The sequence below is a fragment of the Brevibacillus borstelensis genome (assembly GCF_037834415.1).
Lineage (GTDB): Bacteria > Bacillota > Bacilli > Brevibacillales > Brevibacillaceae > Brevibacillus > Brevibacillus borstelensis_A.
Genome location: NZ_JAUMSJ010000023.1, coordinates 62,399 through 74,699, shown reverse-complemented (window position 1 = coordinate 74,699; position 12,301 = coordinate 62,399). Strand labels below are relative to the sequence as shown.

Here is a 12,301-nt window from a genome sequence, read left to right as displayed (position 1 = left end):
ATAATCGAAACACTGGCAACGAAGGTGATGGGGTGGGAAATGGTCGAGTCAGAAGTATCAGGTAAGCCGCAGTGGTTTTATCAACCTGAGAAGCAATTTTGCCTCGAAATCACTGACTGGAACCCACTCCAAAACATAGTCGATGCGTGGATGCTGATAGAGAAGTTGAGGAACGGCTGCTGGTATGTTCAGATCGATTCGAATGACGGTCAAATTGATCGAGTCCATATCAGAACAAGCGTAGTGCACCTTGAACACCCAAGAGAAGAGATTGCGTTCCACAAGGGCATTTGCGGGGCGATTTGTAAGGCCGCACTAAAGACAGTCACTTAGCACAACGGTAAGCATGTTAAAAAACTGTGAGATATTTTATTTGAAAAAATATTATGATCACTAAGAAAACTCCGATCCCAACATGCTCTGCGTCAGGAATGATATGATCCTTAATCGGAGGTAAAAATTTATATGTTCTGTTGAAGTATTTAACGTAATCCATGGTAACATTTGGAAACCCGAATAGATAAGGAATCCACCACGAAAACAGATGCATAATGAAAATTATCCCTGTTAATACAAATCCAATCCAAATTGAAGGAGCACTATTGTAGAAATAGCAAAACGAAATGACTAAAAGAGGAGGGTAATTTCCAAAGACCTCATATTTTCTTAATCGTTTATCTCTAGCATGAATATCGTTAAAAGGGAATAAATCAACGAAATCAATCAAAATTTGATATAACAAAAAAACAATTGGCAGTAAAGTGTTTAGAAGTTGCAAGTTCATATCTAATATTTTCCCTCCAATGACGTGATGTAACTTTAAAATACAGTGATATGTGCTAAATAATAACATTTTATATCGGGTTTGGTAAGTGGTAGCAGAACACACGATTTGTTAAATGGGAGGGTGTCGGCATGAGGGAAATTAAGTTCCGAGCATAGGACAAAAAAGAAAAGTGCTGGGTTGGTGGTTTTGCTATCCATCAAAGCGGCATGTTCTCTGACTGGGCAGGATGCAAGAATGTGAACGGCATTTGTGTCGCAGACGCAAATTGGACTGACCTTGATGTCCATTCAGACATTGTTGTCATGCAATTCACTGGCCTCTGCGACAAGAACGGCAAGAAGATTTATGAAGGTGATCTTGTTGAAATCCGAGGTCATGCTTTTGAAGGAAGTATCGAAATTGATGGCGTGTACGAAGTTGGTTACAACGAAACAATGGAATTATGCTGCGGGAGTTGGTTGTTGCATCGTGAATTGCCTTACATTACGGTCATTGGCAATAAATATGAAAATCCTGAGCTTATGCGGGCAAGTTAACAAACCCAATCGATTTGTAAAGGAGTAGGGAAATCTGATGCACATTTGCCCGAAATGCTTAGAGGAGTTCGATGATGCAGATGATTTTTTCGAGCACTATACCTTGTGTGATGAGGTGGGTGAAGCATGAGAGAACAAGTGCAATGGTTCGCTGAACAAATGGAATCGAAACTGAAAGAGAACGATCATAAAGGCGGCTGGGATAATTGTGGCATCTTCTGGCTGAGGAACAGGCTAGTCGAAGAAGTCGAGGAGCTTAGTAGCGCAATGGAAGCTGGCCACAATAGCGAGTCAGGGCTTGATCTGGAAAACATTATTCGTGAGGCTTCCGATGTTGCCAACTTCGCCATGATGATCGCGGACAAGGCAAGGCAACGACTAGCTTAACATTTCATTACGAGAGAAAAAAGCATTAATCATTTCTTCGAACTAAGTAAGAAAAAAATAATAGTTAAAATAAGAGCAACTAACTGAACTTCTCTAGAAATAAATTTTAAAACCCAAAAAGAAGCTGCAAAAGTAGCAAGAGTAAGATGGTTTATCATTTCATTTCTTTCCCACTTATGGCGATTTAAAAAAATATGTAGATATCCAATTGGAGGTGTAAGTAAACACAGAATGAATACGAATTTTGAGTTTAAGTACCATTTTTTCATAGATATCCTCTTCCTTGGATTAGTAAGGAGCTGAGATTCACGCAAGATAAGCTCTCTCTAAACTACGGATTCCATAAAATAAGGTTACATCAATAACAAAAAAAGCACGTTTGTGCTAAGGAGGAAACGGCATGATCTACGACCTGAAAATATTTCCCGAGCATTTCCGCGATGTCCGAGCAGGCATCAAAACCGCCGAGCTGCGGCTGAATGATCGGAACTATCAGCCGGGTGACGTGCTGGTGCTGCGCGAATATGATTCGCAGGTAAGGGAATATACAGGCGCGGTAGAAACGCGAACGGTAACTCATGTGCTGGCGGGAGAACAGTGGCTGCAGCCAGGCGTGGTAATGTTGTCGATGACAAGAGGGGAACGGGATGCAAGGACGTGAGATCAAATACCAGGCGTGGTTGCATGATGAGAAAGTAATGGTTGATGTAATCGAAATCAACTTTCCGGAAAGGTACGTTTGCTTCTACGATTGTACAGGCCTGACCGATGCAGAAGCTTTTGAATTGATGAGAAACGGGATTCCCAATGCTGACTGCCCTTTTGAACATTGCAGCTTACGGCAATTCACCGGCCTACGCGACAAGAACGGCAAGGAGATTTATGAGGGGGATGTTGGTAAGGAGGATGGGGTCTTTTATCAGGTGATCTGGATAGACAGTGGAGCGATGTACGGGGTGAAGGTCATAAAGACAGACTTTGTTTTGACCAGACAGCTGACGTTCCCTTTGCAACAATACATCATCGAAGGTATGCAATTTTGAAATAATCGGCAACGTGTATGAAAACCCGGAGCTGCTGGAGGTGGGCAATAGTGCAAGCAGGACGTGAGCTTGATGTGAAAGTGGCGGAGGCGTTTGGGTGGGTGGTTGATTCACACGACCCAATATACTGGCAAGACAACGAATGGTATCCGATACCAGAATTCTCAACAACTTGGTTTGGCATGGGCGTGTTGGTGGAGGGAGCTCCCGAAGAGGGAATTTTCCTGAGTTTCGAACATGTATGTGGCGGTTATGTAGGACTTGCATACGACATGAGGGAGACCAACGGTCCAGTAAACCCGATATATTCCGATGATGATCACCGGGGTATAAAGTCAGCTCCTCACGCTATAGCACTGGTGTATCTAAAGGTGAAGGGCACCGCCATTTACCATAAGAGAAAGTAAGAAAACGAGAGCATGATCGCCCTCGTTCACTATGAAAAGAGCAATTATTAAGGGCAAATAGCAATCCACGGAGGGCACCACGGGTCCCACGCGGAAGCAGCAACCGGAACAGAAGCTACAATCATCACAGTAAAAACAACAGCAAGTAACTTTTTCATATGTATCACCCCCAGTCTAAGTGTTATGAATATAATATACCATTAATTGAAATTTATGTAAAAAACAGTTTACAAAGTATTTCGGGAGTGAGTTGTGCATCCGGCTTCGAGCAGACATCATGGCAGGAGGGAAAAAGTAATTTCGATTCGTCGGCATTGACCCTTCGACCAAGACTGGATTCGTCGCGCTGGACAAGCAGGGGAATGTACTGCGGGCGAATGAACTGACCGGCGTAGGAGCGGTCGACCCGAAACGGATGCGGACGTTCATCCATGAAGTAAAGGACCATGTTCAGCCGGGAGACCGGGTTGCATTGAAGGCTTCGGTTTCGCCTCCCAGCAGGCCATACAGCTTGGTGGGATCGGCTGGGGCATGCGGATGATGCTTGAAGCTCGTGGGATAAAGTATTATGAACCGGCACCAGATCAGGTGAAGAAGTTTGTCGGCGTTTCTGGCTGGATAGAGGAATCAGGAAAGAAGCGGCGCTTGCAGGGCAAGGAGAAGAAAGATGCGGTAAAGACCGCCGTTCGAGAACTGTATACCTTCTGTCATCCAAGTGATAACGTAAACGACGCTTTTGTCCTGGCCCAGATTGCCCGCCATCTGTACATCATGCAAAACTCCCCAGTCTGGCAGGACATGAACGTACTGGATTACCAGGCTGAGGTTCTGAACACGATCCTCAACCCGCCGGAGAAGAAAAAGCGGAAGAAGGTGGCAAAATGAAGGTCCAGATAGAAGAAAACCTGTACCTGGAATCTGACGGGCTGCAGTTCATTATCAAGGAATACAGCGGCAAAGAGGACAATCTCGGCAGGCCGCTTTACAAAGTCCATGGCTATTTCTCAGGTGTGGGACAAGCAGTGAAGCATCTGGTCAATATGAAAGTTATGGAGTCAACCGCTCAGACCCTTTCAGAGCTTTGTCAGGACATTTTACGGATTGAGCGTTGCATTGAGTCGAAGCTTTCTACATAACGGCTGGATTAGGTGGAGAATAGCCCCAGACTACATCCAAACAAAAAAGGAGCGAATATTCTATGAAAACCGAGTTGAACGTATTTTTCAAAATGATGCAGAAAGATGACAAAAAAGAAGTGCTCAAGTTCGAAATCAAGGGCAATGAGGATGGTAAAGCTGAAAACGATCTGTTCGTCTTGTCTGGCAGGATCATCGTTTTCAATATCGAAGGTTGCACGGCTGGCGAAGTCACGGCTGAGTTTATGAATATTCAGCGTGACAGTAAGAAAACCGTAATGAAGTTTGCAATCAAAGGTGATTCAGAGGATAAGGCACAGCAGCTTTACAAGTATGCAGGTCGGAATGTGAAACTGTCTGTGCAGCCGTCGCAAATGAGCATTGAAGAGTTCTACGAAGATCAACATGAGGGCTTGGAATACAGCGTTAACTCTGATGGGACTGTGAATGTTAATAGCGACCAATTGAGCCTAGATGAGGTTGCAGTCGCTGCTGATCAACAACAAGATGAACTGCCCAGCGAAGAACCCGAGAAGGAGGATGAACGAACAAGACCAGCGACCAGACCGCCGGAATTGCTGTCTACAATGTTGATGAGCAAGAGAAACGGAGAGCTTAGTGTGAACGGGTGGAGCGTGCCGTGAAGCGGCTGCCGCGGATGGAAAGGTTTCTGATTGAGGAGCGGTACATGAGCCAGGACAGCGAGTATTTGACGGATTACAACATATACAATCAACGATTCAATCCGCCAGTAAGTGAATGTACCTACTACAAGATCAAGTGGAAGGCATTTTATAAGCTCGCCCTGGCGTTGGATATACAGGTTGTGAAGAGAGATGAAGGAGAAGGCGATACAAAAGGTGACTAAGCAGAATAGGACAAAAGAAAAACGGAATAGGTATTACTGTGAGGTGATCTTATGGCTAATGCAATCGGCGTGAATGACTTGCCAGAGGTAATGGAGGTACGCCACATTCAGCAGTATCTTGGAATAAGTAAGAATCAAGCATATGATTTGGCTAATTCAGGTCAGTTTCATGTCGTCAGGGTAGGAAAGCTGATAAAAATACCAAGAGAAAGTTTTTTAAACTGGTTCAAAGGACAAAGCGGAGACGAGCAGGAATGAAAAGTTCCTGCTTTTTTTGTTGTCAATTTTGATGCTATTTTTGATGTTAAACATACCGAGATTTGTTAATAGCATTTGAGATGAAAGACGAAACATCGTTCGGAGACCTTCGATGAAGCCTTGATACTAAAGGATTCTTTAAGATTTCTAACGATACCTTAAACCGCGTTTAGACACGACGGGATTCGTCTATTTTACTATTGAAGGGGAGCGACCAAACCAAGCCGTTGTTGACAAATCGAGAAAGAGAAGTATTTGAACTCTTGGTCCAGGATAAGACAACAAAAGAGATTGCCGGACAACTCTTCATCAGTGAAAAAACCGTACGCAATCACATTAGCAATGTTATGCAGAAATTAGGTGTCAAAGGTCGATCTCAGGCAGTAGTCGAACTCGTTCGACTTGGTGAACTAGAGATTTGAACCCAGTCCACCCAGCCTCCCTTTTCTTCCCATGGTCGAAAGGGAGGGTTTTTTTATTTTTCATGCTGTGATGTGGCTGAAGAGACATAAAAGTTTTGTATACAGTTTTACACAAGTGCTGACCTTTTCGTAAAAGATATTTATGGTAACGAGACTAGCTGTATTTATCTAAGTGTAATGGAGACTGTTGCTATGAGCTATTTTAGAGGTAGAATGGTCAATAAACCGTACTATTTTTAGCAAGGAGTAAGCCGATGATCTATCAATTTAAAGTGGCATTAAAAAATATTCACCCGACAATTTGGAGACGATTCCAAGTGAAAAGCTCGATTACTTTTCACCAATTTCATAAAACTCTGCAGATCGTCATGGGATGGGAGGAATATCATCTCTATTTGTTTGATTTTGGGTCTTACACGATTACCCGTCCAGACCCGACATTTCCAACTGAAAGCAGACCAGAGCTGAATGCGCGGAGGGAAAAAATAGGTGAGCATATCACCAGAAAAGCTCAGCAGGTGCTATATGTCTACGACTTTGGCGATGATTGGGGACACGAATTAATTTTGGAAGAAATCTTGCCTGACCAGCTTGAGAAGCAGTATCCTGTATGCTTGGACGGTGAACGCCATTGTCCGCCAGAGGATTGTGGTGGTGTCATGGGGCATCAAAGGATTCTCGAAATTTTAGCAACGAAGTCACATCCTGAATATAAAGATACGGTGGCTTGGTTGAAAAAAGGGTTTGATCCCGAACATTTTGACCTTGCAGGAGTAAATGATCAACTACTGCAGAATGAAAAGCAACTCAATCCAAAAGAGCCAAGGGCAGTTGAGAAAACAAAGAAACCCATCAGGCTCACAACGGCAAAGCTGAAAAAACATTTGTTATCCCTCTCACAGCCAGATCTTATTCAATTGCTTGTTGATACCTTTAAGACAAGCAAACTTGTCGAGCAATTTCTAACTGTAAAGTTGATTGGAGAGGAAGCAATAGAAGCATTGTTTCCTGTCTATGAGAAAAAGGTGAAGGATGAGTTCTTTCCCGACCGAGGGTTCGGAAAACTGAGGTTAGTAGATGCAAAAAAGACAATTGATGAATTCGAAAAGATCACCCAAAATCGAAAACATACATTGGAATTAAAGCTCGTTTACGTTGAAATGGGTGTGGAGTTTACCAATGCGTATGGTGATATTGATGCTCGGTTTTATGAAAGCATTTTGAAGATGTTTGCATCGGTTATCGAAATGGTAAATGAAGAAGACGGCTACGATTTATTTGAGGAGTTTGAGGAGAGAATCTCAGCTGTCGTTGAAAAAACGGAAGGAATCGGTTGGGGTTTCCACGAAAACATGCAGTATATTCATGAAGCGATTAGATGGTTATAGATGGTGTGTTTCAAAACACATCACGAATGTCATGCAAAAATTAGGTGTCAAAGGTCGATCTCAAGCAGTTGTCAAACTCGTTCGACTTGGTGAGTTAGAGATTTGAACCCAGCCCACCCAGCCCCGCTTCGTAAAACTGTTTCTCTAATATTTTCTTCAATATCTTGAAAGTCCATTCTCTACGTGCGCAGCCTAAACTCGGCATGGGGTAAATCACGCAAACGTATCAGAGGCATTAAATAGTTAGTGAAATTTTGGGTTGAGATCATGCGTGTTATAAAAGCAATAGACAGTGTTCAAAGTTTTGGATGTATAGATACCCGCAGTGATTGCATTCGACGACCCTGTAATCTGCATTATTGCCTAGGCAACATCCCGCAACAAAGTGAGCGGCATATATCATCAGTGTCCTACCTCTATAACATTCCTTGCAGGGATTGAACCAAGATGGATAGCAGAAATGAAAGTGAAGAGTTTATTTAATAGTTATTTTGTAACTAAGACAAAAACCGAGTCAATCGTCGCAAGAACTTGTAACGTGGCCACAGTAAAAAGCAAAACTGCTATTTTACGGTTTTTGGTCAGCTCAAATGTCCCTAAAGAAGCCATGATAACAGCTAGACCCAGCATAGAGAATATTCGCAAGAAAGGAGAACTTGTAATAAGGGAAGCTATGGTAATTAGAATGACAATTATTGAAATGATGTTAAACCAAAGCGGGTTCTTTTTCATTAAGCACACCCAATTCCTTTTTTGAAAATTTTAACATACGAGTAGACCTATTGCACTTAACACGTCGGTAATTAAGAAAGCCCCCTAGCGGAGGCTTACGTACAAAATGAAAAGTCATTCTGGCAAGGTCACATGATTTGCTCTGGGCAACACCAACCGCACCAACCGCGCCCGCAACACCGAAAACAACCGGTTATTTGAGCAGGATAGTGCACCAAGCGACCATTTACTTTCTTGACTCCTTTGGTCTTCGCTTTTTTCTTTTTCAAGTGAAAATACCTCCTTATGACGATCTAAGGTAGTGTACTAACAGAATTTCCCTTTTGATTGGACGAGAGTTGTCATGTAACGAAAATGGACGTAAAACCAGCGTTCAGGAAGGTCACCAGTGTGGGATGAGAGCTATGCAATGGGTGAAGACGTATTGGCGGTAGCGTAGAAGCTCTTTGCTGGCGATTTTCAAGGATCATTACAGGTACACTGCCCGAGAAGAGATTCTGGTCAGAACGGTGTGAAAGCCTTTACCGTACATCAGCCGCAGGCGACATGGATCGCCCTCGGTGAGAAGAAATTTGAAACGCGCAGTTGGCCGACCAGGTACCGCGGCCCCATCCCGATCCATGCTGCTAAAAAAAGTGGACAAGGAGTCTGGAAGACCCCTTTCGCAGCCTACTGGCTAAACACGGATATTAGGGCAGACAACCTGCCGACTGAGGGGGGATGTGCAATCTATCGGAATACCGAAGAATTGAGCGTCCACAAGGAAATGACGGTATGGTGTGGTTGGGTGGAAAGACTGAACAGCTGGGCTGACTTTTTTGAAAACCAAGGGGATCACCATTGAACAAAAGAGAAATTGTGAGGAGGAGGGAGGTTTAGGCGGGCCAAATGGGTGCATCACGAAAAGGATTAAAAATGGCGCTATTTCTGGCGCCAGAATGTTTACCTTGACTTATAGCAAAAGCATGTAGGGCATCCATAATGAACAAAAGCACGCGTTGAAAGAGAAAGAACCAAAAAAACTGTGACACCAATAGCCCTGGTGAGTTAGAGATTTGAACCCAGCCCACCCAGCCTCCCTTTTCTTCCCTGCGATGGAAAGGAGGATTTTTTTGGAAATCAAGCGTATCAAGGCATAATCGTTATTTGGGAAAGAGGAAGTAAGAGCTATCTTGCAAAAAAAAATGCCCTCGGAATACCCGAGGGCTGTTGATGGAACTTTTATTTATGTCAGTCTATTGTCAGCATCGGACACTCCATTTATTTCAAACTTGACAGTTACGATACGAGATAAAGTGGATTACTTTACAGTGACCGTAAACGAATCACTCGCCGTACCACCTTTTCCATCATTAGCAATAACTGTCACAGTAACTACTCCTGGACTGACTTTTTCCATGTGGATAGCGCCAGGACTAACGCTTACAGCAAGGATATTTTTATCTGAAGAAGTTGCTGTATAGGTTAAAGAATCACCATCAGGATCTCGAAAACGATCGAAGTAAGGGATTGTTGTATCGTTTGAAATGGTGCAATCAGGAAATGGATCTATCACTTCAGGGTCTCGATTTGTTGGTTCGCTATTCTCGAATTATCCCCTTCTCTTTGTGAGGGTTTTCGTTCGAGCCTACACCGTGCGGGCGACTTCCATCGCACACGGCGTTTCATCAACGGATAAGAAGATATTCTTACAACGGGCTATTTAATCGTACAACTTTTATAGCAATATTTACAGCGTTTGAATTCGACAAATGGATCCAATGGAAATATGGATGGGGCAAGAATTTGAAGGGGTTACAAGCCACACGAAAAGTTAACTTTTCCTAGTTTCATCTTTCTTCTTTACCCAGTCACCCGCTTTTTGGATGAGATAAGAACCCGCAAAAACGATAATCGATAGATTACACTCTGCAAATGTTGAAAGATCAACTGCTGGTAGCAGGGTATCGAGATAGTGAATACAAGCGGTAAAAAGGAGAAACAAGACAAGCTCATTTACTGCCAGCAGCGGGATCAATAATTTCCCTGATGAAATGTACCTTATGAAAGCCTCTGTCAAGGTTCCAATTGGAGCAAATACAATATACAGCATGGCTACACATGAGAAAAACCACAAGGCAGATCCTATAGAATCGAAAGACAAAAAAACACCACCATCTTTTCAAAGTGTATCTCAGTTATTACAAGCAGACGGCACATATGTATACGAGCAATTTGTCGCGAGGTTGCCGCATAAAAGAAATGTAGCAAAACCATACGTGTGTGTCCCAAAGGGTCGAATGATGAGAAACGCGTAGAAAACCTTGGAAATTGTTCAGGCAGGCTTTGCAAAAACGTAGGGCGTATGATACGGAGGCACTTGGAAGCGCTGGATCAGCCGATAAACAGTTCAAGAAGGAAACAAAATGGGGCGGTAGAGGTAGACTGCCCCCGGCAATTATCTCCAGTCGCTTGGATAATTCTCACCAAAAAAGGAGCCTGTGCTAGGAGAGTATCTAGTTGAAAATTTATACTATTGCTATCAAACAGGAAAGAACCTTAGCAAACTGCCGAATATGTCAAAGCAAATCATCTCTTTTTAGGAATTATTAGACGAATCAAAAGAATGGTTGCAATAAGCGTAAAAAATAGCTCAATATTTCGGTCCACAAAAATGCCTTTATAAGAACAGATGACCTGAACCGTGTAGTACACAGATAATGTCAGAACCAGGCCCAAAAAATATCCCCATTGATTTCTCCAGTAGTACAAACAAATGACCTCCTTTTTCAGGGGAATCATTGATCAATAACCAATATTCCATTGCAAATTAAGATACGATTCTTGTAAACTCTAGTTTCTCGCGTCTTTCATAAGCCATTGGTCGCTCTTTACAGTAATTGCCGACTGAAAGCCCACGGTTTTCATCGTGGGATGAAAGACGGCTTTACCCGAACATCCCTTCATGGGATGGGCAGGGCAAACCTGATTTGGTATAATCAGGATATGCTCTTTGAGCCGTCAAGCAAAAGACGTTAAAACAATCATCGCTCTTTGAAAACAGCATACATATGGGGTTGCTCAAGCGAATCTTCTTGAGCGTAAAATGTATGAAGTCGTCAAGAACAAGAGGCTAAAACATTTGTAAGAGCAAACCTGTGGCAGATGGTAACAGTCTGCCAGCCTACGGAGCTATATGCTCTGCCGTGGGACGGGCTGATGAGACAGCCCTGAACTTGGGGGAACTACGGATAGCAGAAATGCACTTCCAACTACCACCTAAGAATCCCACTGATACCGGGGGTGTCAGCTTGCGGCTTTAGCCGTGGGAGTCTCAAAAATAAGGTATTACCTCATATTACCATATGTTCGCTTCACTATCATCATTTAACAAATCCAAGACGATGAATTCTGCAAGATTAGGAATGCATGAGCGAATCAAGAATTTGCAAAGAGGAAAGCAGTCGATTTTACTCGTCAAGAGGCCAGGCGCTATCATCCGCCTGCAAGCAGCTATGATGTCAGGAGGGAAGAGTAATTGCATCTGGCCGGTATTGCCCGTTGCCTAGGAGCGGATTCGCTGCGCTGGACAAGCAGGGGAATGTACTCCAAGCCAAGGAGTTGACGGACGTCAGTGCGGTTGATCCAAGACGGATGCGGACGCTTGTCCATGAAGGACAGGGCCAAGTTCAGCCGCGAAACTGGGTTTGTATGGGAAGTTTTGAACGTAACATGAAAGATAGCAAGCAATTAGCAATTATGAACATACTCCGTTTTAACAAAATCGAAAATTTCGATATGCGGGCATAAGAAAAGCCCCCGTCAGGAGGCAATTTCCCCAGCAGCTAGTATGGTATGCAGCAAATTCCCCTTGGATTGCAACAGCCATTTGGTTCGCTTTTAGCAGGTTCACTGGCAGCAAATCCAACGCCGGAAACAGACATAACCATCACGACGGCAAATGCGACAGCCCAAAACTTTTTCATGGTAACCACCTCACTTTTTTTCTTCGGTTAATTATAATGCGAATATTGAGATTTTATTACCCCTTCTGTTAAATGTTGGGATCCAGTAGGGACAGTGAGCGAAAGAGAGGTCCGCAATACGGTGATCCGGAAATGGAAAGCATACAACGCTATGCTTGACTTTTAATCATAAGTAAGAATCCACTGATGGAGACAAAGAGAGAAGCTTTTTTAGAAGATGAGCAAGAAACAAAAAAGCGCTAAATAGCTTCATACAATTCGAAAGGGCACAGTAAGTGCCCTTTCCTGAACTTGAAATTTTTACCTCAAAATTACTCACCATGGACCCATGCCGCAAGCAGGGCGAACTTCCGGCCCCGCAGCAAGCGCAGC

General features: G+C 43.4%; 18 protein-coding genes and 1 pseudogene. 16 read left to right on the top strand and 3 right to left on the bottom strand.

Annotation, left to right across the window (positions count from 1 at the left end):
- From Q3F21_RS17760 to Q3F21_RS17750, 3 genes are all read left to right on the top strand, one after another.
- The coding region (locus Q3F21_RS17760; RefSeq protein ID WP_425341274.1) for a BC1872 family protein at window positions 1-333 on the top strand (333 nt) is incomplete at its 5' end.
- 690 nt (window positions 334-1,023) lie between these two features.
- Complete coding sequence (locus tag Q3F21_RS17755; protein WP_340255916.1) at window positions 1,024-1,323, top strand: YopX family protein; 300 nt, start codon at window positions 1,024-1,026, stop codon at window positions 1,321-1,323.
- Between the two features lie 126 nt (window positions 1,324-1,449).
- Entirely contained in the window at window positions 1,450-1,710 is a 261-nt protein-coding gene (locus Q3F21_RS17750; RefSeq protein WP_340255912.1) for a hypothetical protein, read from the top strand.
- Between the two features lie 29 nt (window positions 1,711-1,739).
- Here Q3F21_RS17750 and Q3F21_RS17745 read toward each other — a convergent pair whose 3' ends face one another.
- Window positions 1,740-1,979: a hypothetical protein gene (locus Q3F21_RS17745; protein ID WP_340255909.1), complete on the bottom strand. Its 240-nt coding sequence runs from the start codon at window positions 1,977-1,979 to the stop codon at window positions 1,740-1,742.
- Window positions 1,980-2,110: 131 nt separating this feature from the next.
- On the opposite strand from Q3F21_RS17745, the gene Q3F21_RS17740 reads away from it, so the two are divergent.
- The 12 genes and pseudogenes from Q3F21_RS17740 (at window position 2,111) to Q3F21_RS27465 (ending at window position 7,338) form a co-directional block, all read left to right on the top strand.
- Entirely contained in the window at window positions 2,111-2,371 is a 261-nt protein-coding gene (locus Q3F21_RS17740) for a DUF3850 domain-containing protein (protein ID WP_340255906.1), read from the top strand.
- Window positions 2,358-2,753, top strand: coding sequence for a YopX family protein (locus Q3F21_RS17735; RefSeq protein WP_340255904.1), 396 nt, complete (start codon window positions 2,358-2,360; stop codon window positions 2,751-2,753). Before Q3F21_RS17740 ends, Q3F21_RS17735 begins: the two co-directional genes overlap by 14 nt.
- Window positions 2,749-2,820: pseudogene (locus tag Q3F21_RS27470) on the top strand (YopX family protein); the annotation flags it as partial. The gene Q3F21_RS17735 and the pseudogene Q3F21_RS27470, both read left to right, overlap by 5 nt.
- A complete protein-coding gene (locus Q3F21_RS17730; RefSeq protein WP_340255901.1) occupies window positions 2,804-3,160 on the top strand; it encodes a hypothetical protein in 357 nt (118 codons plus the stop codon). The pseudogene Q3F21_RS27470 and the gene Q3F21_RS17730, both read left to right, overlap by 17 nt.
- 540 nt (window positions 3,161-3,700) lie before the next feature.
- Window positions 3,701-4,045: a hypothetical protein gene (locus tag Q3F21_RS17725; RefSeq protein ID WP_340255898.1), complete on the top strand. Its 345-nt coding sequence runs from the start codon at window positions 3,701-3,703 to the stop codon at window positions 4,043-4,045.
- Entirely contained in the window at window positions 4,042-4,296 is a 255-nt protein-coding gene (locus tag Q3F21_RS17720; RefSeq protein ID WP_340255894.1) for a hypothetical protein, read from the top strand. The genes Q3F21_RS17725 and Q3F21_RS17720 overlap by 4 nt, the downstream gene beginning before the upstream one ends.
- Window positions 4,297-4,358: 62 nt before the next feature.
- Window positions 4,359-4,940, top strand: a complete 582-nt coding sequence (locus Q3F21_RS17715) for a hypothetical protein (protein WP_340255890.1) — start codon at window positions 4,359-4,361, stop codon at window positions 4,938-4,940.
- A complete protein-coding gene (locus Q3F21_RS17710) occupies window positions 4,937-5,164 on the top strand; it encodes a hypothetical protein (protein WP_340255886.1) in 228 nt (75 codons plus the stop codon). The genes Q3F21_RS17715 and Q3F21_RS17710 overlap by 4 nt, the downstream gene beginning before the upstream one ends.
- Window positions 5,165-5,215: 51 nt before the next feature.
- On the top strand, window positions 5,216-5,422 hold the full coding sequence (locus Q3F21_RS17705) for a helix-turn-helix domain-containing protein (RefSeq protein WP_340255881.1): 207 nt from the start codon (window positions 5,216-5,218) through the stop codon (window positions 5,420-5,422).
- Window positions 5,423-5,622: 200 nt separating this feature from the next.
- A complete protein-coding gene (locus tag Q3F21_RS17700; RefSeq protein WP_003387736.1) occupies window positions 5,623-5,844 on the top strand; it encodes a helix-turn-helix domain-containing protein in 222 nt (73 codons plus the stop codon).
- A 254-nt stretch (window positions 5,845-6,098) separates the two neighbouring features.
- Window positions 6,099-7,232, top strand: coding sequence for a plasmid pRiA4b ORF-3 family protein (locus tag Q3F21_RS17695; RefSeq protein ID WP_340255875.1), 1,134 nt, complete (start codon window positions 6,099-6,101; stop codon window positions 7,230-7,232).
- Window positions 7,132-7,338 (top strand): helix-turn-helix transcriptional regulator, encoded by a 207-nt coding sequence (locus Q3F21_RS27465; RefSeq protein WP_425341273.1) that lies wholly within the window; start codon window positions 7,132-7,134, stop codon window positions 7,336-7,338. Before Q3F21_RS17695 ends, Q3F21_RS27465 begins: the two co-directional genes overlap by 101 nt.
- 1,926 nt (window positions 7,339-9,264) lie before the next feature.
- On the opposite strand, the gene Q3F21_RS17680 is transcribed toward Q3F21_RS27465, so the two are convergent.
- Window positions 9,265-9,519, bottom strand: coding sequence for an Ig-like domain-containing protein (locus tag Q3F21_RS17680; RefSeq protein WP_340255870.1), 255 nt, complete (start codon window positions 9,517-9,519; stop codon window positions 9,265-9,267).
- A gap of 258 nt (window positions 9,520-9,777) precedes the next feature.
- On the bottom strand, window positions 9,778-10,107 hold the full coding sequence (locus tag Q3F21_RS17675) for a hypothetical protein (RefSeq protein ID WP_340255865.1): 330 nt from the start codon (window positions 10,105-10,107) through the stop codon (window positions 9,778-9,780).
- A gap of 1,691 nt (window positions 10,108-11,798) precedes the next feature.
- On the opposite strand from Q3F21_RS17675, the gene Q3F21_RS17670 reads away from it, so the two are divergent.
- The gene (locus Q3F21_RS17670; RefSeq protein WP_340255860.1) at window positions 11,799-11,960 is read left to right on the top strand and encodes a hypothetical protein; all 162 of its coding nucleotides are present in this window, start codon (window positions 11,799-11,801) and stop codon (window positions 11,958-11,960) included.
- Window positions 11,961-12,301 lie beyond the last annotated feature (341 nt).

What these genes read in the sequence shown, in the direction of transcription:
- Q3F21_RS17750 (WP_340255912.1), top strand. Translation starts at nt 1,450, where the DNA reads ATGAGAGAACAAGTGCAATGGTTCGCTGAACAAATGGAATCGAAACTG.
- Q3F21_RS17745 (WP_340255909.1), bottom strand. Translation starts at nt 1,979, where the DNA reads ATGAAAAAATGGTACTTAAACTCAAAATTCGTATTCATTCTGTGTTTA.
- Q3F21_RS17740 (WP_340255906.1), top strand. Translation starts at nt 2,111, where the DNA reads ATGATCTACGACCTGAAAATATTTCCCGAGCATTTCCGCGATGTCCGA.
- Q3F21_RS17735 (WP_340255904.1), top strand. Translation starts at nt 2,358, where the DNA reads ATGCAAGGACGTGAGATCAAATACCAGGCGTGGTTGCATGATGAGAAA.
- Q3F21_RS17725 (WP_340255898.1), top strand. Translation starts at nt 3,701, where the DNA reads ATGCTTGAAGCTCGTGGGATAAAGTATTATGAACCGGCACCAGATCAG.
- Q3F21_RS17720 (WP_340255894.1), top strand. Translation starts at nt 4,042, where the DNA reads ATGAAGGTCCAGATAGAAGAAAACCTGTACCTGGAATCTGACGGGCTG.
- Q3F21_RS17715 (WP_340255890.1), top strand. Translation starts at nt 4,359, where the DNA reads ATGAAAACCGAGTTGAACGTATTTTTCAAAATGATGCAGAAAGATGAC.
- Q3F21_RS17705 (WP_340255881.1), top strand. Translation starts at nt 5,216, where the DNA reads ATGGCTAATGCAATCGGCGTGAATGACTTGCCAGAGGTAATGGAGGTA.
- Q3F21_RS17695 (WP_340255875.1), top strand. Translation starts at nt 6,099, where the DNA reads ATGATCTATCAATTTAAAGTGGCATTAAAAAATATTCACCCGACAATT.
- Q3F21_RS17670 (WP_340255860.1), top strand. Translation starts at nt 11,799, where the DNA reads ATGCAGCAAATTCCCCTTGGATTGCAACAGCCATTTGGTTCGCTTTTA.